21 protein-coding genes are annotated in these 25693 nt (G+C 48.3%); all 21 read left to right on the top strand.

Going from position 1 to position 25693, the window contains the following annotated elements; translation table 11 throughout:
* Window positions 1-20 precede the first annotated feature (20 nt).
* Entirely contained in the window at window positions 21-3548 is a 3528-nt protein-coding gene (mfd, locus tag QF049_RS23190; RefSeq protein WP_307540885.1) for a transcription-repair coupling factor, read from the top strand.
* Window positions 3532-4680 carry a peptidylprolyl isomerase gene (locus tag QF049_RS23185; protein WP_124118805.1) on the top strand — a complete coding sequence of 383 codons (1149 nt, stop codon included), beginning with the start codon at window positions 3532-3534 and terminating at the stop codon, window positions 4678-4680. The genes mfd and QF049_RS23185 overlap by 17 nt, the downstream gene beginning before the upstream one ends.
* 331 nt (window positions 4681-5011) lie before the next feature.
* Window positions 5012-5554 carry a stage V sporulation protein T gene (spoVT, locus tag QF049_RS23180; RefSeq protein WP_036606123.1) on the top strand — a complete coding sequence of 181 codons (543 nt, stop codon included), beginning with the start codon at window positions 5012-5014 and terminating at the stop codon, window positions 5552-5554.
* Window positions 5555-5720: 166 nt separating this feature from the next.
* Window positions 5721-7469 carry a putative polysaccharide biosynthesis protein gene (locus QF049_RS23175; protein ID WP_307543387.1) on the top strand — a complete coding sequence of 583 codons (1749 nt, stop codon included), beginning with the start codon at window positions 5721-5723 and terminating at the stop codon, window positions 7467-7469.
* Between the two features lie 147 nt (window positions 7470-7616).
* Window positions 7617-9110, top strand: a complete 1494-nt coding sequence (yabN, locus tag QF049_RS23170; protein ID WP_307540882.1) for a bifunctional methyltransferase/pyrophosphohydrolase YabN — start codon at window positions 7617-7619, stop codon at window positions 9108-9110.
* Window positions 9111-9419: 309 nt separating this feature from the next.
* Complete coding sequence (locus tag QF049_RS23165) at window positions 9420-9692, top strand: HU family DNA-binding protein (protein WP_017691362.1); 273 nt, start codon at window positions 9420-9422, stop codon at window positions 9690-9692.
* A complete protein-coding gene (locus tag QF049_RS23160) occupies window positions 9692-9970 on the top strand; it encodes an RNA-binding S4 domain-containing protein (protein WP_017691361.1) in 279 nt (92 codons plus the stop codon). The genes QF049_RS23165 and QF049_RS23160 overlap by 1 nt, the downstream gene beginning before the upstream one ends.
* A gap of 173 nt (window positions 9971-10143) precedes the next feature.
* Entirely contained in the window at window positions 10144-10428 is a 285-nt protein-coding gene (gene yabP, locus QF049_RS23155; protein WP_105602444.1) for a sporulation protein YabP, read from the top strand.
* Window positions 10425-10994, top strand: coding sequence for a spore cortex biosynthesis protein YabQ (gene yabQ, locus QF049_RS23150; RefSeq protein WP_076329917.1), 570 nt, complete (start codon window positions 10425-10427; stop codon window positions 10992-10994). The genes yabP and yabQ overlap by 4 nt, the downstream gene beginning before the upstream one ends.
* An 11-nt stretch (window positions 10995-11005) precedes the next feature.
* A complete protein-coding gene (locus QF049_RS23145) occupies window positions 11006-11341 on the top strand; it encodes an FtsB family cell division protein (RefSeq protein ID WP_076254642.1) in 336 nt (111 codons plus the stop codon).
* A 198-nt stretch (window positions 11342-11539) separates the two neighbouring features.
* The gene (locus QF049_RS23140; protein WP_017691357.1) at window positions 11540-12070 is read left to right on the top strand and encodes a S1 domain-containing RNA-binding protein; all 531 of its coding nucleotides are present in this window, start codon (window positions 11540-11542) and stop codon (window positions 12068-12070) included.
* A gap of 474 nt (window positions 12071-12544) precedes the next feature.
* Window positions 12545-15052 carry a stage II sporulation protein E gene (gene spoIIE / locus QF049_RS23135; RefSeq protein ID WP_289390810.1) on the top strand — a complete coding sequence of 836 codons (2508 nt, stop codon included), beginning with the start codon at window positions 12545-12547 and terminating at the stop codon, window positions 15050-15052.
* 85 nt (window positions 15053-15137) lie between these two features.
* Entirely contained in the window at window positions 15138-15890 is a 753-nt protein-coding gene (locus QF049_RS23130; protein ID WP_091018321.1) for a VWA domain-containing protein, read from the top strand.
* Window positions 15874-16821, top strand: a complete 948-nt coding sequence (locus QF049_RS23125; RefSeq protein WP_091018319.1) for a serine/threonine protein kinase — start codon at window positions 15874-15876, stop codon at window positions 16819-16821. Before QF049_RS23130 ends, QF049_RS23125 begins: the two co-directional genes overlap by 17 nt.
* A 44-nt stretch (window positions 16822-16865) precedes the next feature.
* Window positions 16866-18305 carry a tRNA lysidine(34) synthetase TilS gene (tilS, locus tag QF049_RS23120; protein WP_307540873.1) on the top strand — a complete coding sequence of 480 codons (1440 nt, stop codon included), beginning with the start codon at window positions 16866-16868 and terminating at the stop codon, window positions 18303-18305.
* Window positions 18306-18357: 52 nt separating this feature from the next.
* A complete protein-coding gene (gene hpt / locus QF049_RS23115) occupies window positions 18358-18897 on the top strand; it encodes a hypoxanthine phosphoribosyltransferase (protein WP_017691352.1) in 540 nt (179 codons plus the stop codon).
* Window positions 18898-18997: 100 nt separating this feature from the next.
* Window positions 18998-21043 carry an ATP-dependent zinc metalloprotease FtsH gene (gene ftsH / locus QF049_RS23110; RefSeq protein ID WP_036606115.1) on the top strand — a complete coding sequence of 682 codons (2046 nt, stop codon included), beginning with the start codon at window positions 18998-19000 and terminating at the stop codon, window positions 21041-21043.
* Between the two features lie 299 nt (window positions 21044-21342).
* The gene (gene nadA, locus QF049_RS23105; protein WP_017691350.1) at window positions 21343-22281 is read left to right on the top strand and encodes a quinolinate synthase NadA; all 939 of its coding nucleotides are present in this window, start codon (window positions 21343-21345) and stop codon (window positions 22279-22281) included.
* A gap of 35 nt (window positions 22282-22316) precedes the next feature.
* The gene (nadB, locus tag QF049_RS23100; protein WP_307540869.1) at window positions 22317-23957 is read left to right on the top strand and encodes an L-aspartate oxidase; all 1641 of its coding nucleotides are present in this window, start codon (window positions 22317-22319) and stop codon (window positions 23955-23957) included.
* Window positions 23954-24820, top strand: a complete 867-nt coding sequence (nadC, locus tag QF049_RS23095; RefSeq protein ID WP_307540867.1) for a carboxylating nicotinate-nucleotide diphosphorylase — start codon at window positions 23954-23956, stop codon at window positions 24818-24820. Before nadB ends, nadC begins: the two co-directional genes overlap by 4 nt.
* A gap of 6 nt (window positions 24821-24826) precedes the next feature.
* Window positions 24827-25597, top strand: a complete 771-nt coding sequence (locus tag QF049_RS23090; protein ID WP_026081372.1) for a type III pantothenate kinase — start codon at window positions 24827-24829, stop codon at window positions 25595-25597.
* Window positions 25598-25693 lie beyond the last annotated feature (96 nt).

Genomic DNA, 25693 nt, shown 5'->3' with positions numbered 1-25693 from the left:
TTATAAGAGAGGTGCCCCTTTTGTTACAAGCACTTATACAGGCTTTTTCCAAAGATCCGGACTTCGGGTCCATTACAGCCGGAATCAAGTCCGGCATGAAGGAACAATTGGTTTCGGGTCTATCCGGCTCGGCGCGTCAGATTATGCTGGCTGCTCTGCATCAGGAAATGAACCGACCATTGCTCGTAGTAACACATAATATGTTTTCAGCTCAAAAAATTGCAGAAGATTTACAGGAAGCGCTTTCACCTGATCAGGTGTTGATCTATCCTGCCAACGAACTTGTCGCTGCGGAAGCTGCTGTTTCCAGCCCGGAAACATTGGGTCAGCGTATTGATGTGTTGGTCCGCTGCGCCCAGGGATTCAGGGGCGTTGTTGTTATTCCTTTTTCCGGGGTAAGACGTTATGTTCCGCTTCCGGAAGTGATGGCCAATGCTCGAATTTTGATTAAACAGGGCAACACACTTCAACTGGATTCCTTCCTGCTGGAGATGGTAAAGCTCGGATATGAGCGTGTGGAACGCGTGGAATCTCGTGGTGAGATGAGTGTACGCGGAGGTATCATCGACTTCTATCCGGTTACTTCATCGATCGCATATCGGGTGGAGTTATTTGATGATGAGATCGACTCCATTCGGACATTTGATCCAGCGGATCAGCGTTCGATTGAACGGATTGAGGAAATTACGGTTTTACCATGCAAGGAGTTAATTGCAGATCGTGAACGTATGGAAAAGGCTGCCGATGCGGCTGCTCTTTTGCTGGAGCAACAGCTGGAGAAAATGACGGATCGGCAGGCGAAGCTGCGTCTTCGTGAAGAAATTCACCGGGAGATCGAGCTTTTGCGGGAGCACGTGTATTTCTCCGAAATGTATAAATATATTTCTCCGCTCTATCCGGAGAATAAAACGATCTACGACTATATGCCGGAAGATACCCTGCTGGTTCTTGATGAGCCTGCCAGACTATCGGAGACATCGAAACAGCTTGACCGTGATGAATCGGAGTGGAATCTGCATTTGATGCAAAACGGAAAAACACTTCCGGATCTTCCTTTATCCGCAGACGGTGATGAACTCTTGTATGAGCGTCCATTCCAGACGCTGTTTATGTCGATCTTTTTGCGCCAAGTTCCACACACCCAACCACAGAACATTCTGAACTTCATCAGTCGTGGCATGCAGGATTTCCATGGACAGATGAACGTACTGAAGGCAGAGATGGAGCGTTGGCATAAGGCCGGAGTCCAAGTGCTCATGCTGGCGAACGGTGAGGAGCGACTCGAGCGGATGCGCCGGGTACTGATGGACTATGATATTCCAGAGCCAGAGATGATGATCGGTAATTTGCAAACGGGATTTGAAATGCCGTCCATTCATTTGGCTGTCGTGACCGAGGGCGAGATGTTCTCGCAAAAACAGCGTAAAGTACGCAAACCAATTCGGAATGTAGACAATGCTGAACGGATCAAATCCTATAGCGAGCTAAAAGTGGGCGATTATGTCGTTCATCAGAACCACGGGATTGGTAAGTACCTTGGGATCGGCACCCTCGAGGTAGGCGGTATTCATAAGGACTACATGCATATTCTCTATGCGGGTGGAGACAAACTGTCTGTACCTATTGAGCAGATTGATTTGATTCAGAAATATGTTGGTTCCGAAGAAAAAGAACCGAAAATATACAAGCTGGGCGGCAATGAGTGGACACGGGTTAAAAATAAAGTCCGCACATCCGTACAGGATATTGCTGATGATCTAATTAAGCTGTATGCAGAGCGTCAGACCTCCAAAGGGTTTGGATTCGACAAAGATTCTGCGGAGCAGCAGGAATTTGAGGACATGTTCCCTTACGATGAGACACGTGATCAGGTGCGTGCGATCGAAGAAATCAAGAAGGACATGGAACAAAACCGTCCAATGGATCGTTTATTGTGTGGGGATGTTGGTTATGGCAAAACCGAGGTGGCTATTCGGGCTGCATTTAAAGCAGCTATTGAAGGCAAACAGGTGGCTGTACTCGTGCCAACAACCATTTTGGCACAGCAGCATTTTGAGACGTTCCGTGAGCGCTTCTCCGGTTATCCGTTCAACATTCATGTGCTTAGCCGGTTCCGCTCCCGTAAAGAGCAGAATGAAACAGCCAAAGGCATCAAGGCAGGCACAGTGGATATTGTCATCGGGACGCATCGATTGCTGTCGCAGGACCTGGTGTTTAAGGACCTGGGACTGCTCATTGTTGATGAGGAACAGCGCTTCGGAGTAACTCATAAGGAAAAACTGAAGAAGCTGAAAACCAATGTGGACGTGCTGACGCTGACGGCAACGCCGATTCCGCGTACGCTTCATATGTCCATGCTGGGTGTGCGTGATCTGTCCGTTATCGAGACTCCACCAGAGAATCGTTTCCCGGTGCAGACCTATGTGGTTGAACACAGCCAGGCGCTTGTTCGTGAAGCCATTGAGCGTGAGCTTGCCCGTGGTGGGCAAGTATATTACCTCTACAACCGTGTTCAGGGAATTCAGGAGATGGCTGCCGAAATTTCTGAGCTTGTGCCTGAAGCCAAAGTTGGTGTGGGACATGGTCAGATGTCGGAAACAGAGCTGGAGAAAACCATTCTGGACTTCCTGGATGGTGAATATGACGTGCTTGTGAGCACAAGTATCATCGAGACCGGGGTAGATATTCCGAACGTAAATACACTGATCGTACATGATGCGGATAAAATGGGACTTTCCCAGCTGTATCAGCTGCGCGGACGTGTGGGTCGTTCCAACCGTATTGCGTATGCCTATTTTACGTACCAACGGGATAAAGTGCTTACGGAAGTTGCTGAGAAACGTCTGCAATCCATCAAAGAATTCACCGAACTGGGTTCAGGATTCAAAATCGCCATGCGTGACTTGTCGATTCGTGGTGCGGGAAATCTGCTAGGAGCGGAGCAGCATGGTTTCATCGCTTCCGTCGGGTTTGATCTGTATTCCCAGATGCTCGCAGAGGAGATCAACAAACGCAAAGTTACGATGCTTGGCGAAGAGCCGGTACCTTCAGACCAGTGGAATACAACCCTGGATCTCAGTATCGATGCTTACTTGCCGTCCGATTATATCTATGACAGTATTCAGAAGATTGAGATCTACAAAAAAGTGGCGGTCATTGCATCCTTCGACGATGCGATGGAGTTGGAAGACGAATTGGTTGACCGATTCGGTGATCTTCCGGAAGCCGTCATTAACTTGCTGGGTGTTGCGCGGATGAAAGTATACGGCAAAATCTACGGTATTGAGTCCATTTCCCAACGTGGTGAGGACATTACTGTGAAGTTCTATGAAGGGCGTGAACATGCCTTTGAACTCTCAAAAATCGCGCACATTGGAAATCAGTTCGAAAGACGTGTACAATTTGAACAAGGACCCCATATGCTGATTCACGCTAAAGGCAAGGGGCTTGGGGATAAGCAACTGATGGAGCTGGTAGAGAATATTCTGGAGTCCATGAAGACGGCTTTTAAATCAAAGGGGGAACTAAAGGATGTTACCAAAGTATAAAAAAGTAGGAAAAGTACTGTCTGTGAGCATGGTCGCAGTACTATCCTTATCACTGCTTGCTGCATGTGGCAAGAAGGAAGAAGCAAAAACACCGGAATCGACGGATACAAGTGCTGTAGTCGCTACGTATGATGGTGGTACTATTACAGCCAATGAATTTGACATGGAGCAACGTGTCATGAAATTCCTCTATCCGGAGTATGCACAAATGATGGATATGGACGATTTCAAAGAGTATCTGGTGAAACAGGAAGTTGCTTATGAATATCTGAGTGGCAAAGCAAGCGAAGATGCCAAAACAGCCGGTACAAAAGCGGCAACTGAGCAATTCGATAAAATGAAAGCTTCTGTTCAGGCAGATCAGTGGACAGAAATGCTGAAAGCTCAGAACCTGACTGACGATAACATTAAAGGCTACATGACTCGAATCATGACAGTTATCAAAGATAAAGAAACAGGCGTTACGGACGATGCAATCAAGGCTGAGTTTGAGAAAAACAAAGATCAGTTCACAACAGCTTCCGTTCGTCACGTGCTGATTAACTTCACAGATCCAAAAACGCAAAAAGAGCGTAAAAAAGAAGATGCACTGAAGATTGCAAAAGAAGTAAAAACCAAGTTGGATGGCGGAGCTGATTTTGCTGAAATTGCAAAAAAATATTCCGAAGATCCAGGTTCTGCTGAAAAGGGTGGACTGTATGAAAATACACCTGTAGGCAGCTGGGTAGAGGCATTTAAGGAAGCTGCAAAAACATTGCCACTGAACAAAATCAGTGATCCAGTAGAGACAGAGTACGGTTACCACGTCATGAAAGTGGAAGCTCGTACAGAAGCTGACTTTGCTAAATTGACGGCTGAACAAAAAGAAAGTCTGAAGAGCCAATTGGCAGCTGCTGAGATCGATACGTTCATGCAAAATGAGTTGGACAAAATCGTAAAAGAAGTTAAGTTGCCAAAAACAGAAAAAGCTGAAGAAGGCAAAACTGAAGGTACAACGGGTACAGGAACTGAAGGAGAGAAAACAACCGAACCAAAAACGGATGACTCCACAGGTACGGATACCAAGACTGACCAAGGTACGACTGGAACAGACAAAGATGCAACTACAGATGAAGGTACAAGCAGCAAGTAAGCTGGTAAAATTGCTGTGTTAGCATACGTTCAGGGTTGAATTCGCCCGAAATGAATGCCTTGTACTACGTAAATATGGACAACCATACAGAGAAGCAAGGGGAGGACTTAGGACCTCCTTCTTGCTTTTTCTTTTATATATTCAAGCCGTATGGGTACATGGTCGCCTTCTTCAAAAGTTACACAACTATATTCTCCGAAGCATGTATAAGGAAATGGGAACAGATGAATACTATGGTCAAGATATCACACTAAACGTTCTGGGACTTTCCTCTACCCATTAAGGAACAGTAGTTGAAAAATCTTCTCGAGAAAGTGGGGCAACATGTGAAATGAAAGCTACTGGTATTGTCCGCCGTATAGATGACCTTGGTCGTGTGGTCATTCCAAAAGAAATCCGCCGTACGTTACGTATTCGTGAAGGTGATCCACTGGAAATTTTCGTGGATCGTGATGGAGAAGTTATCCTTAAAAAATATTCGCCAATTGGCGAACTTGGTGATTTTGCCAAAGAATATGCAGAATCCCTGTATGAGAGTACAGGACATGTAACAATGATTTCTGACCGGGATACCATTATCACGGTGGCAGGCGGCTCCAAGAAAGAATATTTGGACAAGCAGGTGGGTCAACTGTTGGAAGGTTGTATGGAAAACAGAAAGACCATTTTGGAAACAAACAACGGTTCCTATGAACTTAGCAAAGATCATGACGAGACGTTATCTTCTTTTGTTATTGCGCCGATTATTTCAGGTGGTGACCCCATCGGAACGGTTATCCTGTTCAATAAGGATGAATCGGTGAAGATGTCTCAGATGGAAGTGAAGATGTCTGAGACGGCTGCTGGTTTCCTTGGCAAGCAAATGGAACAATAGACCGCAGATCAACTCCTGGTGCCCTGTCTTGGGCATACGGGAGTTTTTGCATTCTAAGGGAAAACGAAGTTAATCCGGATGATTGTGATGGGGGAGGGTTAGTCTGTGTGCCTTCAGGCAGTTATAATAGCAAGGTATGCTTAAAAGGATTACGCGGGAGGGACTTATGAAACAGCCGTCTACAGGCTCAAGGCTGCTACAGGGTGCATTTATACTTGGGCTTGCTGCCATTATCTCTAAAATCATTGGTGCTTTTCAGAAGATTCCGCTGCAGAATCTGGGGGGAGACGGTGTATTTGGCATCTACAATACGGTGTATCCGTTATATATGCTCATTATCACGCTTGCTGCTGCAGGACTGCCTCTGGCCGTATCCAAATTCGTAGCAGAACAGAACGCACTCGGAAGACCAGACGAGAGCAGAAGAATTATTCGACTATCTTCCCTACTGCTCGGGGGGATTGGAATTATAATGGCGCTCTTGATGTATGCAGGTGCGCCGCTGATCGCTGACATGATTGGCAACCGCCATGTGGTTCCATCGATTCGTGCTGCTTCATGGGCTTTATTGTTCGTACCGGTGATGACAGGGCTGCGTGGATATTTTCAGGGATTACAGCAGATGGTTCCAACAGCGGTATCACAAGTGGTGGAGCAGACGATACGTGTCACCGTCATGATTGTTCTGCTTCTGTGGTTGATGAGACGGGACGCTTCGCTTGAGACTATTGCCTCTGGTGCAATGATGGGCTCCGTTGCTGGTGGAATGGTTGGGCTGTTAACCATGTTAGGCTACATGGTGCGTCATCGGCGGAAAGACAGGGAAGTGGTCACGGGGCAATTGGATTCGGAATGGAGCAGTAATGGCGGAGAGGTTGGATCAGAACGTCAGGAGCATCAAGAGCATAGACCATTTACGCCACAGAGGAAAATGGTGAGTGCTGTTAGCCCCGCTCTGGCAGAACGATCACGATCCAATGGTGAGTGGATCAAGACGCTGCTCATGTACGCCATTCCCGTCTGTCTCGGGTCGCTGGCTGTACCGCTGATGAATCTGGTAGATACCTTCACCGTGCCCCGATTGCTGCGGGGAGAAGGACTGGATGAGCTTCAGTCTATGGTTTCCTTCGGCATCTATAACCGTGGATTACCGCTGGTTCAACTGGTGACGATGCTGGCTACGTCACTGTCTGTACTGTTTATTCCGGCGATGGCGGAAGCCCGGTTAAAGGGCGGGCCAGAAGCCGTCCGGCAGCAAGCAGGCCTCGCGCTGCGCTGGTTCTGGTTGATCGGCCTGGCGGCATCCGCGGGTCTAGCGGTGCTGGCGGAGCCGATTAACCGCATGCTGTACGGAGATGCCGCAGGCACCGAAGCACTGCGGTACATGGCGCTGACGGCTGCGGGCGGCACCGTCAGCATTATTGCGGCGGCGCTGCTGCAAGGCCTCGGCGCCGTGCGCGCACCGGCGTTCAGCATGCTGGCCGCCGCAGGCGTCAAGGCGCTGCTGAACGTCATGTTTGTGCCGGCGCTGGGCATCAGCGGCGCGGCTCTGGCAGGCGCAGTCGCCTACATGCTGGCGGCTGGCCTGAATGTCGCGCTGCTGGCGCGACTTGTCGCCCTGCGCCCTGCCCCTGGCGCCGTCCTGGCGAAGCCGGCGCTGGTGATCGCCGCCATGAGTCTGGCGGCGGTAGGCACGGCCTGGGCCGCCGAAGCGGTACTCGGCGGCATGGGTGTCGCGGCCGATCGCAGGCTGGCCGCGATGGGCGTGAGCCTGCTGGGCATTGCCGTAGGCTCGGCCGTGTTCTTGCTGGCGGCGGCCCGGACAGGACTACTGACCGCCGCAGAGCTGGCGGCCGTGCCCAAGTTGGGGCCTCGCCTTGCCAAGCTGCTGCACAGACTGCGTGTGCTGCGCTAGCTCCATGCTCACGGTGCTACTACACCCAGCACCACCAATATGCAATTATAGGATATCGAATGATTCTGGTATAATACATGTAATTAGTCCTGTTCAGACACGATGATTATGAGCCTGGACAGGGTAGTCCGGATGGAGGTTTATGTAATGAGTGCAGCTCTAACAGTAGTGGGTCTTGGATCTGGAGATGCAGACCAACTGACCGTAGGTATTATCAAAAAAATGAAACAGGCAGCTACGCTGTATGTACGTACCCTGGATCATCCCGTATTGAATGATCTGAAGCAAGAGGGACTAGAGATGACATCATTTGATGGCATCTATGAGGCGAAGTCCTCCTTCCCCGAGGTGTATGATGAGATCGCGAATCAACTGATAGAAGCCGCTCGCAAGGGTGAGGCCGGAACGGAGATTGTGTATGCCGTACCCGGTCATCCGATGGTAGCAGAAGCAAGTGTACGCCTGCTCAAAGAACGTTGTCCGCAGATGGGTATCTCATTGCGTGTCATGGGCGGGGAGAGCTTTCTGGATGAAGCTTTTATACGACTTGGATTCGATCCAATCGAAGGGTTTCAACTCCTGGATGCCAGCAGCCTGAACACAGAACTGGTACAACCACAGCTACATACGTTGATCGGACAAGTCTACGATGTGTTCACTGCTTCGGATGTGAAGCTATGCCTGATGGAGGTTTACCCGGATGATTATCCGGTATTTGTTGGTCACGCGTTGGGTGTACAGGGCCAGGAGGTCATTCACAAGATTCCATTGCACGAACTGGACCGGATCGAAGGGTACGGCAATCTGTCACTGATCTATTTGCCGAAGAACAATGATGATGCCCTGCGTCGCAGATCCTTTGCGCGTTTGCATGAGATCGTCAATATTCTTCGCAGTCCGGGTGGCTGTCCATGGGATCAGGAGCAGACACATCAGTCCATTCGCAAAAACCTGATTGAAGAGACCTATGAGGTCATTGAGACGATCGATGAGGATGACCCCGACCATATGAAAGAAGAGCTGGGTGATCTGCTGCTGCAGATTTTATTGCACTCCCAGATGGAAGAAGAAGTGGGCACATTTAATGTGTATGATGTCATCGAAGGTTTGAATGATAAGTTAATCTTCCGCCATCCACATGTTTTTGGAGATAATCAGGCAGAAGATGCGAATGAAGCTCTTCAGAACTGGGAACAGATGAAGGCAGAGGAGAAGAAGCGAAAAGGCCAGGATCAGCAGAAGGTTTCCGTGTTGGATGGTATACCGCGTGACTTGCCTGCATTGATGAAGGGATACAAGTTACAGAAGAAAGCAGCCAAAGTAGGCTTTGACTGGGATGATGTTGAAGGCGTGTTTGCCAAGATCGAGGAAGAACTGGCGGAGTTGAAAGAAGCGGTGCAACAAGGCCAGTCTGCGGAAGAACGGAAGCTCGAACTGGGTGATTTATTATTCGCAGCCGCGAACGTTGCAAGATTCATCGATACGGACCCGGAAGAGGCGCTTGCTGCGACCAACCGCAAGTTCGTCGGGCGGTTCCAGTACATCGAGGAGCGTTTGCGTGAACAGGGAAGAACACCAGCAGATAGCAATGTAGAAGAGATGGAGCAATTCTGGCAGGATGCGAAGAAGGCAGGATTATAACGGGTTCAATTTTCTGGGAAAAGCCAGATAACTTTATTCCATTCATGCTATGCAGTGTGTTATGATAATACGAACATGTGTTCATCTGTGTAAACTGGAGTTGGTGTTTAGCGACAGATGGTTTCGGGTACTGGTCTTAGACTGTTGCCTGCGGACCATCGACAAAAAGCTAAAAAAAGTCGCGGACCAAGGCAGGATTTCAGATACCAAGCCAGAATACATGTGTAGTGACCTAACGCGAATCAGCGGCAATCGATGCATTGTCAGGAATCGCAGATACTTTTTTTTCAATTTGGGAGGCTTTTAAAAATGAACAAAACAGATCTGATTAACAACATTTCAACCAAAAGTGGTTTGACTAAAAAAGACGTTGAGTCCGTATTGAACGGCTTTTTGGGAGAAATTACAGATGCACTTGCCAGCGGAGACAAAGTACAATTGATCGGCTTTGGCACTTTTGAGACCCGCAAACGTTCCGGTCGTACCGGACGTAACCCACAAACAGGGAATGAAATCGTGATTCCTGAGTCCACTGTTCCTGCATTCAAAGCAGGCAACAAACTTAAAGAAGCCGTAAAATAATGCGTCTTGATAAATTCCTTAAGGTCTCCCGGCTAATCAAACGCCGCACTGTGGCCAAGGACGTCTCTGAACAGGGACGTGTTCTGGTGAACGGACGTGAAGCAAAGCCCAGCGCCGCTGTCAAAGTGGGCGATGAGCTGACGGTTCAGTTCGGTCAGAAACTGGTCACCGTGAGGGTGGAACGAATTGCCGAGAGTACCAAGAAGGATGAGGCGAGTAGCCTCTACACCTTGGTGAAGGAAGAGCCGATCGCCAAGGATAACGGAATGAACTGGTAACAGTACATCTGGTATTAAATATTCATTCAATGCAAGTTGAATCGAAACGTCCTCCTGTAACAGGGAAGGGCGTTTTTGTTTTTTACTGGATACCGGGTTATTTGTTCAACAACGCTGGTTCTATTCCAACCTCCTCATCCATAAGCTAGGTGTAAGAAGGAGGGGTACATGCCATGGTTGAGCACGGTAAGGCCAAACAGCATCATCTGAGCATGCAGAATCGGAAACTGTTGGATCTGACGGGTGTCTCCAACGTGGAGAGCTTCGACAGTGAGGAATTTTTGCTGCAGACTGAACTTGGGCATCTGACCATCCGGGGGCACAATTTACATATCAAAAACCTGAGCCTGGAGGAAGGTCTCTTATCCATTGAAGGCACAGTCAGTTCTCTGCAATATCTGGACCCCGGTTCCCAGAACAAGAATAGTAAAGGCCTGTTTGGCAAGATGTTCCGATGAGTCCGGATACTCAATGGATCACATTGATGTGGATGCTTACTTCGGGGGTCGTGATGGGAATGGCCTACGACAGTTACCGGGTACTGTCCGGACAGCTGCGGTTTCCGAGATGGAGTATTCACACGCTCGATCTGTTGTACTGGGTTGCTTCCGCGCTGTTCGTTTTTCGGATGCTATACGCCGGAAACCACGGACAGTTGCGGTTTTATGTCTTTTTGGGGCTGATTATAGGGGTTTGCTTCTATTTTTGGCTTTTAAGTGTTACAACCCAGCGTTTTGTGGTAATGTTAATTAAACTCGCAAGAACGCTGATTCATTGGTGTGGACATATCCTTAACATCCTGATCGTTATGCCGGTTAAAGGAATTTATAAGTTCATTCGCGTATTATTCGGTTTTGTAATTGCGATACTATTATTCCTGGGCAGGCTGGTACTGCAGTGTTTGGTACCTTTCGGCAAGTTGTTCCGCTGGATGTTTAGGCCGCTCCTGAAACATTGGGTAACGCCACGCTTCATGATCCGTGTGGGTACAAGAATTGCAGCGATGTGGAAACGCTGGTTTTAAGGAGGTCCGTAATGGGTAAAACACCTGTGGGCAGATCAAAGGCTCCAACTAACCAAGGAAAATCTGCCGGTGCAAAAAGGCGCCTCATGCTTTGGATGACGTTTATGATTGTATTTGTAATATGGGCAGGATATACATTCCTTGTGCAGAATGCACAAATTTCGGACAAGAGTTCTCATCTGGCCACTCAGCAAGCTTCAAAGGAAGATACGTTGAAGAAGCTGGAACAGTTGAAGTACGAAGTCAGCCGGTTGAATGACCCTGAATACATAGGACAGCTGGCACGGAAAAAAGGATATTATCTTCCTGAGGAAACGCCGATCCAGGTTGAAGAGTCAGGGAACTGATGGAATTCGGTCTATTACCGAGCTAGGTTTGTTATCCGTGTGTCTGAAGCCGTTAAACCGGAAAAAATAGGCTCTCTGATGGGGTAGTGTTCAGTTGACCTTGGTTTACGGCATAAGGTATAATTACATTAGCGCAGCATTGATTTTGGCATTCAAAAAATCGGGTTGTATATTTTTAAGGGAGGATCATTTTATTCTATGGCAATTGAAGTGGGCACCAAGTTAGAGGGCAAGGTGACAGGAATCACGCATTTTGGAGCATTTGTGGATCTGTCAGGAGGTGTCACGGGTCTCGTTCACATCTCGGAAATCGCCGACAATTACGTCAAAGATGTCAACGACCACCTGAAGCTGAATGACCTCGTTACAGTGAAGGTTATCAACGTTGACAAGGATGGCAAGATCGGACTTTCCATTAAGCAAGCTGTTGACAAACCGGTTGAGCAACAAACCCAATCTAGACCCCCGAGAGCTCCTAGACCGGAACGCAGTGGAGGAGATCGCGAACGATTCAGCGGCGGTGGCCCAAGTGGTGGCCAAGGTCGTGGTGGTGGCGGCGGTGGATTTAACCGTGGTGACCGCGGAGGCCGTTCTTTCAAGCCCGCAGCAGGCAAACCTTCATTTGAGGATAAAATGTCACGCTTCCTGAAAGATAGTGAAGAGCGGATCTCTTCGCTTAAGAAGAACACAGAAGGCAAACGCGGAGGCCGTGGAGCCAAGCGTGTGTAATCTGTCACAACCTGATCTAAACATATAAGTAAAACCGTTAGCCTATGGGCTAACGGTTTTTTTTGCGTTTCTTTCACAGATGAGTAGTTGAATAGCTTTTTTTGTAAGGTGAAGCTCCATATCCCCAGTTTTTCTGCACGGCAAAATGGAACCATAAGAACATTTGTCGTCTACCATTTTTTACCGACAGGTTTCCGTGGCATTCCACAGTTATCCTGCTCAAATGGTGGCGAGACCAAACCATCTCCGGTTCAAAATCAGACATTCCGATTGTCGGAATCAAGTAGGAGAATGAATGAAACTACAATAAGGCCGGGGGTTTCGCTCCACCGCGCCAGGCTCGTTTCTTTTGTCGTAAACTTTTTGGACCATGCCCACCTATTCTGACAAACTACGTCTTCTAATCTATCTATAATCAGAACCATCGAGAACGAAACACGAAAATTCAAATTAATCGAATGGGGTGCCTTGAGGATGATGGAAAAGTGGAATGTCATTCAATTTCCGGGAATGAAAGCAGGTAAAGGAGGTACGGAAGCTCGGGAGGAGCTGTCGGTACGTCTGAAACAATGGCTTGGCTCCCGCAAGGCTGTCCAGATGGTTGCTTCCCGCAAATGGGTACTGCTGCTTACGTTTATGGGATTTTTGCTCGGAAAGGCAATGATCCTGAATGAGTTATCTCCCTTTGCCATTGCTTACTTCGCCGTAATTGCTTTCATGCGCAGGGATTACATCATTCCGGTAGGCGCCGCTCTACTCGCAGGGAGTCTCTTTGCACCGTTTCCGGTACCACTTATTGTTGCATCGGAGATCGCCATCTTTTATCTGCTCTTCCGTGGTCTGGAGTCATATGATCGTGCTGAATTATCTTATGCGCCAACGATGGTTTTTACGACTACATTTATGGTCAAATTATTCGCGGTTGTGATCGGGCCATCCTTCAGTTGGTACGCCATGCTGATGCTCACGATGGATTCCGTACTAAGCTTTGTGCTCACCCTTGTTTTTATACAAGCCATACCGATCTTCACTTACCGCAAAAAAAAGTTCAGCCTAAAGAACGAGGAGATCCTCTGCCTGATCATATTGCTCGCTTCCGTTATGACGGGAGCCGTAGGGTGGACCATTCAGTCCTTATCCGTGGAGCATATGCTCTCCCGTTATCTGATATTAATCTTTGCGCTGGTGGGCGGAGCCCCCCTCGGAGCCTCAGTTGGGGTCATTACCGGCTTGATTCTGAGTCTGGCTGACATGTCAGCAGTGTATCAGATGAGCCTGCTTGCTTTTGCCGGGATGCTGGCGGGTATGCTTCGAGAGGGCAAACGTGCGGCGGTTGCACTGGGCATGCTGCTGGGTTCGTCCATTCTATCCATATATCTGGGCGGACCGGGCGATGTTATGAACTCGTTATGGGAGACGTGTGCAGCTATCGTACTATTCATGTTGACACCTAAAAGCCTGATGACGGCGATATCCAAATATGTACCGGGTACGCAGGATCATACGAAATCCCAGCATGAGTATGCCAAACGGATACGGGATATCACGGCAGAACGGGTAACCCGGTTCTCGCAGGTATTCCGTCAATTGTCACGCAGCTTTGATCAGATGTCCGGTGCAGGGGAGCAGGTACAGAAAGAAGGTGGAATGGACCATTTCATGAATGCGGTTGCCGAGGGCACATGTGCCAGCTGCTTCAAGCGCACACAATGCTGGGATGCGAAGTTTATTCAAACCTACAAATATATGACGGACGTGATGAGTACAATTGAAGGAAACCCGGAGATCTCAGGCAAGCAGATTCCAGTGGACTGGAACAGGGTGTGTGCGAAACCGGAAGAGGTCCTTGAAGTCATGCGTGCCCAGTATGGACTGCATCAACATAACATGCAATGGAAGCGCCAAATTATCGATAGTCGGCAGCTGGTTGCAGAGCAATTGTCCGGTGTATCTCAGGTCATGGAGGACCTGGCCAAAGAAATTCAGCGGGAAAGTGAGGAGATGGTACAGCAGGAGGAGCAGATTAGGGACGCACTGGAGTCACTGGGCTTGTCCATTCACTCCATTGAGATCATCAATCTGGAAGCGGGCAACGTAGAGATTGAAATTGTACATGCATATACACGTGGATTCGATGAGTGCCGGAAAATGATAGCTCCGCTGATCTCGGATGTACTGGACGAGCATATTGCCGTCTTGCATGAGACCATGACCGATCCTCGTCAGGGACTGGCAACCGTCACGTTTGGTTCGGCCAAAACTTTCGAGGTTACCACGGGTGTTGCCGCCGCCGCCAAAGGAGGAGATGTGATGTCAGGCGACAGCTTCAGTACGGTTGAGTTAGGCAACGGTACATTTGCGGTGGCGCTCAGTGATGGAATGGGCAATGGAGAACGGGCACGGATGGAGAGCAGCGCAGCGCTGAACATACTGGAACAGTTGCTACAGTCCGGCATGGACGAGAAACTGGCGATCAAATCCGTGAACTCCGTTCTGATGCTGCGCTCCCCTGAAGAGATGTATGCCACAGTGGATATGGCACTGATTGATGAATATACGGCAGAGACAACGTTTATGAAAATCGGATCGACGCCAAGTTTTATCAAACGAGGACAGGAGGTTATTCAGGTTTCGGCCAGCAATTTGCCAATCGGTATTATTAAAGATATTGAAGTGGATCTGGTGACGGTACAGCTTCAGCCGGGGGATATCCTCATTATGATGACGGATGGCATCTATGATGCACCGGGGTATGCGGTGAACAAAGAGTTATGGATGAAACGGCTCATTCAAGAGATTGATACAGATGATCCGCAAGATTTGGCCGATTGCCTGCTTGAAAGTGTCATAAGATATCAGCAGCATGAGATATTGGATGATATGACCGTCGTTGTTGGAAAAGTAGAGCATTTCCGCCCTGAATGGGCCACACTGCGTGTGCCTGGCATCAACCGAATGGAGCGTCCACGGACCGTCAGTTAATTGCATATTCTTCTGTTTGAAGTCTCTTCATTCTGGCAATGCTAGTCATAGAGTTGGAGAGTAACGAATAACGGAGGGATATCGGATGAAGCAAATCTTATTGATCACCGACGGTTGTTCCAATGTAGGACCAAGTCCGGTGCTGGCAGCGGCCGAAGCACAGGAAGAGGGGATTACGGTTAATGTGGTTGGCGTAATTGATTATGGAACCATTGGTGAGCTGGGCAGCCGGGAGATTGAGGATATTGCCAGAGCCGGAGGTGGAATCAGCCAAATTGTAGGTACACGGCAGCTTGCCCATACCATGCAGATGATGACAAGGAAAACGGTGGTTCAGACCATTCAACAGGCGGTTAATAGAGAGTTAACACAAATTTTGGGAGAGAAGGAGCCCAAAACGGTAACCGATCTGGAGCCTGCACAACGCGCCCGGGTCGTGGAAGTGATGGATGATATGGCTGAAACTACAGCCTTACAGGTTATATTGCTAATAGACGTCAGTGCCAGCATGAAGCCCAAACTGGCTGCGGTGGAAGAAGGCATTCGTGATTTAATGTTAAGTTTGCAGGCGCGTATAGGTCAGAGCAAGCTTTCCGTATTTCATTTTCCGGGGCGACACAGTGGAGAAGATGCGGTAATGGATATTGACTGGACAACGGATCCAGGCCGTGTTCGGTCCCTGTTTGGAAGGTTGCAGATGAAGGGTGCAACGCCGACAGGTCCTGCAATTCAGAAGGTGATTGATTTTTACCGTTATGGTACACTGGAGAAACAGCAGGAAATAGAAGGGAACTATCGCATTGAAAGAGAAGGGATGCTCGGTGACAACGTTGTCTGACGCCTCTTTCCCGCCAGGAACCGTGGTTACAGGGAAATGGAATCGCAGTCGTTACACGATTCGGAAGCTACTGGGCAAAGGAGCTAATGGCATCGTTTTTCTTGTCCAACGGGGTGAAAATGGCAAACACTACGCGCTAAAAATGGGATTTGATCCGGTTGATCTGCAATCGGAAGTCAATGTACTCAAATCTTTTCAACTACAGCGTAATCATGAGGCCCTTCGGCAGAGCGGCATTCCTTCCTATCTTAAAGATGTGGATGATTATGCCGTTCGTGGCCGGGATATTCCCTTTTATGTGATGCGTTACGTTAGAGGTGAGGCACTTCATCACTTCATTCGGCGTCAGGGGACAGACTGGACACTTCTGGTGGGACTTAGACTCTTGCAGAAGCTGGCACAATTGCATCAGGCGGGATGGGTGTTTGGTGATCTCAAACCTCAGAATGTGTTGGTATCCGACTATGGGCAGGTGGAATTGATCGACTATGGCGGAGTTACGTCTATTGGTCGAAGCGTCAAACAGTTCACCGAATGGTATGATCGGGGCTTCTGGAATGCAGGCAGCCGTACGGCAGATGGTACCTATGATGTATTTGCATTTGCACTATTGTTGATTCATGTACTTGAAGCAGACGCGCTCAAGGCACTGGCAGCCGAAGGATTACCGCAACTGCGAAGTGTGAATCAGCTTGTAGCGCTGGTGGAACGCAGTGAACGACTGGGTCCTTTTCGCAATTGGACCAATCAGGCTTTACGAGGTCAGTTTCGTGATGCAGGTCATGCGGCACAAGGGTGGAAGGAAATGATGGCACGCCCCACGCCTCTCCGCCGTCGTTCCAAAAGTACAACACCGCGCTGGCTTAAAAACGCATTTGCTGTATCTGTGATATTACTTATTGGAGTGCTCATCTATGCACTACTTTTTTGATCTGTGAGAGTGCATATACATAACGCAAGGAATGAGGAACAGGTATGGAGGCTTTACGCTGGAACATGCTGGTGAAGAACGTGCTGGATGCAGCGGAAGAGCATCAGTTATGGGTTCCCGGGGATCGGATTGTCGTCGCAGTATCGGGCGGGCCGGACTCGGTGGCTTTTTTGCATATCATGCACGAGATCAGCATGCGGCATGTGCCACTTGAATTGATCTGTGCCCACGTGCATCATGGCTTCCGGAGTGAATCTGATGACGAAGCGGAGAAAATGATGGAACTGGCACAGCAGCTTGGTATTACATTTGAATGGACCAAGGCCGATGTACCTTCATATATGGAGCTTACGGGTCAAGGACCACAGGAAGCAGCCCGCAACAAGCGATATGCCTTTTTGCACGAAGTCGCTTCCAAATATAATGCGGCAAGCATCGCTTTGGCACATCATGCCGATGATCAGGCGGAGACGGTCATGCTTCATTTGCTTCGTGGAACCGGCTTGTCGGGACTCTCAGGAATGAAGTTTAAAAGACGAGAAAAAAATGTGGAACTTATTCGTCCATGCCTTCGTATAAACAAGACAGACCTTGTAGAAGCTTGTAATACCCAGGGTTTTATGTATTTCAATGATGAGAGCAACGCCCTGCGTAAATATCGGCGTAATGCCATTCGCTTGGATGTGCTTCCTTTTTTGGGGCAGTATAATGGACAACTCACGCCGTCATTGAATCGGCTTGCCGAAATTGTGGGTGATGAAGACGATTTCATGGAGCAGAGTGCATATGACACATACAGGTGTCTAGTGCAGGTGAACGGCGGAAGGCAAACCTTTGAGGTGCCTTCCTTCTTGAAGTTACATGTCGCTTTACAACGAAGGTTGATTAAACTAATATTGAATTATCTGCCTTTGGACAGTGATTTTGTCGACTTTACCCGTATAGAAACCATTCGGCACAAGGTCATGGAGACCCATGTGACGACCTGGAGCCTGGATATAGGACAGACACTCGCCTGCACTCGGGAGTATAATCTGATTTCTTTGGGCATACGGACGGACGTACAGGATCAATCTTACGAGTATCGTCTTGCGCAATGGAGTGGAACTTATGAGCTTTCACTCACCCCAATTAACCGGTATATTCGGTTGATGACGGTGAGTCCCGAGGACTATCATGTACCGGAATCGGCGGATCAAGCCGCGTTTGATGCGGATCAACTGCTTATGCCGCTGGTTGTGCGTTCACGGTTACCTGGAGATACCATGAAAGTGATGGGATTAAACGGAAGCAAAAAGGTGAAAAATATTTTCATCGATGAGAAAATCCCCCCATCTGTCCGTCCACGTATTCCTGTGGTATGTGATGGAGCAGGTCATATCATCTGGTTACCGGGTGTTCGACGGTCCAATGTGGCTCCTGTCAGGGAGGGCACTTCCGCAATCCTGTACATGACTGTAGGCGATTCAGCGATTCAGGGGTAGTGGTTATGGTTCAGGTAAGGCTTTCATAGTATAACTTAGGAGGTTCGCACAGTTGCAGAACGACATTCAGGAAGTATTGATCAGTGAAGAAGAAATTCAGAGTAAAGTCAAGGAATTAGGCGCAACACTAAGTGCCGAATATGCAAATCGCAATCCTTTGGTCATTTGTGTGCTCAAGGGTGCGTTTATATTTATGGCTGATTTGGTTAAAAACATAACGGTACCTGTTGAAATGGATTTTATGGCGGTATCCAGTTACGGCGCTTCCACCAAGTCATCAGGTGTTGTCAAAATCATTAAGGATCTGGATGTATCCGTTGAAGGACGGGAAGTTCTGATTGTCGAAGATATTATCGACAGCGGACTTACTCTCAGCTATCTGATTGAACTGCTAGAAAACCGCGGTGCCGAGTCGGTGCGTGTGGTTACGCTGTTCGACAAGCCTTCAGGCCGTAAAGTTGAGTTGGAAGCTCATTACACAGGCTTTGACATTCCTGACGCGTTCATCGTTGGTTACGGTTTGGATTTTGCGGAGAAGTACCGGAACCTGCCCTATATCGGGATTTTGAAGCCGGAAGTCTATAGTAGCTAATATCCTGCCCGACCCAAGCCTTGAGCTGTTCTTGGCTTCTGTTGAGAAGCCATGTCGGGCTATGTTAAAATAATTAAAGTGTCTCGAGAGGAGGTAGGGGATGAATCGGTTCATCCGGAATTCTGGTTTTTATTTGATTCTTTTTTTAGTTGTGGTGGGGATAGTCCAGTTCGTCAGCAATGGCGGCGAAGCCACCGATAATCCTAGATATGATCAGTTGCGTGCAGCGATCAAAGCCAACAATGTCTCTGAATTGACGGTTCAATTCAACGGTCAAACGTATCTCGTGACCGGTCAATACAAGAAGGCACCTGATGGCGCCAAATCAGAAAATTTCTCAACGTATATTCCTCCTACGGATGAGGCAATTAGTGAGCTTGTAGCTGCAAGTGAAACTAACAATTTCCAATATCATCAGGAGCCAATGAAAGGTGACAGCATCTGGTTGACGTTGCTGACTTCCTTTATTCCTTTGATCATTATGTTCCTGCTGTTCTTCTTCCTGTTTAATCAGGCTCAAGGCGGCGGCGGTAAAGTAATGAACTTTGGTAAAAGCCGTGCTCGTCTCTACAACGAAGAGAAGAAGCGGGTTACATTTGAAGATGTTGCGGGTGCTGACGAAGAGAAACAGGAACTTGTTGAGGTTGTAGACTTCCTCAAGGACCCTCGTAAATTCGCAGCAGTAGGTGCACGGATTCCTAAGGGCGTATTGCTCGTAGGGCCTCCAGGTACCGGTAAAACATTGCTCGCCCGTGCCGTAGCCGGTGAAGCGGGTGTACCATTCTTCACTATTTCAGGTTCCGACTTTGTGGAAATGTTTGTCGGTGTCGGTGCATCACGTGTACGTGATTTGTTTGAAAATGCGAAGAAAAATGCCCCATGTATCATCTTTATCGATGAGATTGATGCTGTAGGACGTCAGCGTGGTGCTGGTCTCGGTGGTGGTCACGATGAACGTGAACAGACACTCAACCAGTTGCTCGTTGAGATGGACGGATTCGGAGTTAATGAAGGTATTATCATCATAGCCGCAACGAACCGTGCTGATATTTTGGACCCTGCCTTGCTGCGTCCTGGACGTTTTGACCGTCAAATTACGGTTGACCGCCCTGACGTAAGAGGTCGTGAAGCTGTCCTGAAAGTACATTCCCGTAATAAACCACTGACCAAAGATGTGAAGATGGATATTATCGCGAAGCGTACAACAGGTTTCTCTGGTGCGGATTTGGAGAATCTCTTGAACGAAGCGGCATTGCTTGCAGCCCGTCGTAACCGTAAAGATATTTCCATGAAGGAAGTTGACGAAGCGATTGACCGTGTCATCGTTGGTACGGAGAAGAAAAGCCGTGTCATCAGTGATCGCGAGAAACGAATCGTTGCTTATCACGAAGCAGGTCATACCATTGTAGGATACTTCCTTGAACATGCTGATATGGTACATAAAGTGACCATTATTCCGCGCGGACGTGCGGGTGGATATGTAATCATGTTGCCAAAAGAAGACCGTATGCTGGTTACCAAGCAGGAATTGCTGGATAAAGTAACCGGACTTCTCGGGGGTCGTGTAGCTGAGGAATTGTTCATCGGAGAAATTGGTACTGGTGCATACAGTGACTTCCAGCAAGCGACAGGTATTGTTCGCAGCATGGTTATGGAATACGGTATGAGTGAGAAATTGGGACCTATGCAATTCGGAAGTTCACAAGGACAGGTATTCCTTGGTCGGGATATCGGTCATGAACAGAATTACTCGGATTCCATTGCTTACGAGATTGATCAGGAAATGCAACGCTTTATCAATGACTGTTATGAGAAGTGTAAGGACTTGCTTGTTAAACATTCAAAAGAGATGCACCTGATCGCTCAAACTTTGCTTGAGGTAGAGACTTTGGAAATGGATCAGATCAAGCAATTGATTGAAACAGGTTCTTTGACTCCAAAAGCAGAGAATGACAATGATGGTGAAGGCACACCAACTGAAGGCGGAGAGCCAATCATCGACACCATCGGTGATGTGCGTGTCCGTATTCAAGGTAAAGATGAAACGCCTGAGCCACCAGCCGGAGATATTCCAAACGAAGCTCCGAATCTGGAAAAGGGTAATAACAATAACCCGGATGATGGCGGAACTAAGCCAACGTCTTAATGCACAATACATCTGGCTATGATAGCAGGTGAAATCAAGAGAGCCCTCGAGGCTCTCTTTTTTTATCCATTATTTTAAAAGAGGATAGATAAAGATAAACGGGAGTTAGATGGCGAACCAGTTAGTAAACAGGTGATTACAGCGCTGTTCCGGGCCTTTTTCATTTATTGACAGAGTCGTGAACGTTGTGTAAATTAGTTGTTAAACCGCTTGTGATTCGTTTCTCAAGCGAAGATAACGACTTAGGTTAGCCCACGAAACAGCGCTTGACGCTGTCCCGATAAAGGAGAGGATCACAGGTGGAAGCTCTGGCTTTAGAGCGCAAGGCTGAGATGAACCGCGAGCTGCGTGAGCGGCTTATGGAGTTGAAGAAGGAACGTAATGCCATTATTCTTGCCCATTATTATCAACGTGACGAAGTACAGGAGGTTGCCGACTTCCGTGGAGATTCGTTTCTGTTAGCCCAGAAGGCAGCACAAACAGATGCGGATGTGATCGTTTTCTGTGGTGTTCATTTTATGGGTGAAAGCGCTAAAATTCTTGCGCCAAATAAAACAGTTATTATCCCGGACGAACGTGCGGGCTGCCCAATGGCAGATATGGTGAATGTGGATGGACTACGCAAATTGAAAGCACAACATCCTAATGCCAAGGTGGTTACGTATATCAATTCCTCGGCTGAGATCAAAGCAGAGACTGACATCTGTTGTACATCGGCGAACGCAGTCCGGGTTATTCAATCGGTGGATTCCGACGAAATTATCTGGGTACCGGATAAAAACCTGGGACATTATGTGCAGCAGCATACAGACAAGAAAATGATTATCTGGGAGGGTTACTGCAACACTCACGATATGCTTACAGTCAAAGATGTGGTGGAGATGAGAGCCAAGCATCCCAATGCAGAGTTTGTTGTCCATCCAGAGTGTCGCCCTGAGGTTGTAGAAATGGGTGATTTTGTAGGCAGCACAACAGCTATTCTGGAGTATTGCAAAAATTCATCAGCGAAGGAATTTATCGTAGGTACCGAAGATGGTACAGGATATCAGCTTCGTCTGGATAGTCCGGATAAACAGTTCCACTTTGCTACCAAGTTCCTCGTATGTCCCAACATGAAGGTGAACAACTTGAAGAAACTGGTGAAATGCCTGGAAACGATGAAGCCGCAAATCTACGTGCCACCAGCCGTTGCCGACAAAGCCAGAGAATCACTAGAGCGCATGTTGTTGGTAAAGTAGGATGCGCTACTCTTGCTCCAAGACAGGTGAATAACATGATACCGCAATATTTAGTTGATTTTGATCTGTCTGCGCTACCCATGGTAGAGACGGATGTACTGGTTATAGGCTCAGGGATTGCTGGTTTGTTTACTGCCATTAAGGCAAGTGAACAACAACGTGTATTAATGATCACGAAGAAGTCATTACTTGAAAGTAACACCAGATATGCGCAGGGAGGCATCGCTGCGGTTATTGCTGAGGATGATTCACCTGCTTACCACTTGCAGGACACACTTGTAGCAGGAGCGGGCTTATGCCGCTCCGAAGCGGTAGAGGTATTGGTGAATGAGGGTCCGGACGGAGTGAAGGAACTGATTCGTTTGGGTACTTTATTTGATCTGGAGAACGGCGAGTTGGCGTTGACGCAGGAAGGTGCGCATAGCCACCGCCGTATTTTGCATGCCAACGGAGATGCAACGGGATATGAGATTGTACGTGCGCTTGCTGTTGAAGTGAATGAACATCCCGGGATTGAAGTATGGGATGAGCATTTTGTTGTTGACCTGATTATAGATCGAGATCGAGGGGAATGCATTGGCGCTCTGGTTCAGAAGGATGACGGATCGCAAGTGTTCGTGAAGGCACAGGCAACTGTTCTTTGCTCTGGTGGGGCAGGGCAACTATACCGATACACGACGAATCCGGATGTAGCTACTGCCGATGGTGTAGCCATGGCCTATCGGGCTGGGGCTATTGTTCGTGACATGGAATTTATCCAATTCCACCCCACCTCTCTTTGTTACCCGGGGGCCCCGCGGTTCCTTGTGTCAGAAGCAGTACGCGGCGAAGGAGCACATTTGCGCAATGTGAAGGGCGAGCGCTTTATGGATCGTTATCATGCCCAGCTTGAACTGGCCCCACGCGATATTGTGGCACGAGCGATTGTTAGTGAGATGGAGTCCACCAACAGTACCTTTGTGTATCTGGACATTACGCATGAACAGCCAGAGATGATCAAGCATCGGTTCCCTACCATATATGAGACTTGTATGCGTTATGGATTGGACATGACAACGGACTGGATTCCCGTTGCACCTGCTGCCCATTACATGATGGGTGGAGTGAAAACGGATCTTAGTGGAGAGAGTAGCATCTCCCGATTATTTGCGTGTGGTGAGGTGTCTTCTACAGGAGTGCATGGAGCAAACCGCCTGGCAAGCAATTCTTTATCAGAAGCGATTGTATTTGGGCGGAGAATTGTTGATCGTATTCAATCTCTCCCTCCGCTTGGTTTATTACAAGCAAGAGGGGCTGCGTCTTCATCTGTGGACATGAGTAACAAGATCAACAAGATCACGGAAGAGCAAAAGCCGGTATCCGAAAGACGCTTACGACTACAGAAAATGATGGTTCGTCAGGTAGGTTTGCGCCGGAATGGGGAGGACCTGCAGAGGGCCATGGATAAGCTGCAAAAGGAATTGCAATTTTTTGATCAGACACTCACTCATAAGGAAGAGCTGGAGTATGCCAACCTTCTGACCTGTGCCTGGTTAGTTACCAGCGGAGCATTACACCGCGAGGAGAGTCGGGGGGCTCACTATCGTGAGGATTTCCCGGCACGTGATGATACCGTGTGGCAGAAGCATAGTCTGCAGCAGCGAGAACAAGCGATTGTGGAGGAATTGATGTCATGATACTGAACGGATATAATGAAGGGCTTATCGAATCAATCAAAAACTGGCTTCGTGAAGATGTTGGTGCAGGTGACGTTACAACAAGTGTGACGATCCCATCAGGCAACCAATCCAAGGCCATTATACACGCCAAAGACAATGGTATTATTGCAGGCATGACCGTAGCTGAACTTGTATTTCAAGTTGTTGATCCTGATCTTGTATTTACACCTAAGGTAACAGACGGAGACAAGGTTACCCATGGCACGATTTTGGCCGAGGTAGAGGGAAGTACACATTCACTGCTTACGGGGGAACGACTGGCACTTAACTTGCTGCAACGTATGTCCGGAATAGCTACGCGTACGCGTGCCTATGTGGATGTGCTAGATGGTCTTGAGACCAGGCTCGTGGATACACGTAAGACAACGCCGGGGCACCGATTACTTGAGAAATATGCAGTGCGCGTGGGTGGCGGAGCGAATCATCGATTTGGACTGTACGATGCCGTTATGATTAAGGATAACCACATCAAGGGTGCAGGCGGAATCACCGAGGCGGTACAGCGTGCGCGAACCGTTATCCCACATACGATGACGATTGAAGTAGAGACTGAGAATCTGGAGCAGGTGAGAGAAGCCTTGCAAGCCGGGGCAGATATCATTATGCTGGATAACATGCATCCAGAGCGGATGCGTGAAGCAGTTGAACTTATTCGTGAACAGGCTCCTCATGTGAAGGTTGAAGCATCCGGTAACGTGTCCCTCCAGACCATTCGTGGTATTGCAGAGAGTGGTGTGGATGTAATTTCGGTTGGCAGGTTAACCTATTCCTTTGAGAGCCTGGATATTAGTCTGGATTTAAATGAAAAGAAAGAGGGGTGAACCTCTTTGATTCTAGTTGTAGACGTGGGGAACAGCAATATGGTGCTCGGCGTATATCAAGGCCGGGAATTGCTGCACCACTTTCGTCTGAGTACATCACGTCAGTCAACAGTGGATGAATACGGCGTATTGATTTATAATTTATTTCATATGTCCGGCATCAGGGCAAGTGACATCGAAGGTGTCATCATCTCATCTGTGGTTCCGCCACTGGTGAATGTAATCGAAGCGATGTGTGAGAAGTATGTAGGCAAAAAAGCTTTGCTCGTTGGGCCTGGTATCAAAACTGGCTTGAACCTGCGATACGAGAACCCTCGTGAAGTGGGTGCAGATCGTATTGTTAATGCAGTGGCAGCCGTTGAGAAGTATGGCGGCCCTCTCGTCGTGGTCGATTTCGGTACCGCAACGACCTTTGACTGTATTGACGAGAAAGGTCACTACCTGGGGGGAGCTATTGTACCTGGCATTCAGATCGCCACTGAAGCGCTCTATGAGCGGGCATCCAAGTTGCCTCGTATAGAGCTGGAGAAACCTAAAAAGGTCATTGGCCGTAATACTATTCATGCCATGCAAGCGGGTATTATATTTGGCTATGCAGGCCAGGTAGATGGTATTGTAGAACGTATTCGCGAGGAGATGGGAGCGAAGCCCCGAGTTATCGCGACGGGTGGTCTCGCTACACTTATCGCAGAAGAAACCCGTAGTATAGAGGAAGTTGATCCGCTGCTTACGCTTGAAGGGCTGCGTATTATATATGAGCGGAACCGGGAAAGGTGAGCATAGAGACGGCATACAGCGGGCTGAGATTACAGCTTAAGTGTTGTGCCGTTTTTTCTGTGTTACAACTATTATGGCGATACGCCAAAGGAGGCT

Origin of the sequence: Paenibacillus sp. W4I10, assembly GCF_030816325.1 — a bacterium.
GTDB lineage: Bacteria > Bacillota > Bacilli > Paenibacillales > Paenibacillaceae > Paenibacillus > Paenibacillus amylolyticus_B.
The sequence above is the reverse complement of the archived record's forward strand: the minus strand, read 5'-3'. Positions and strand labels throughout refer to the sequence as shown.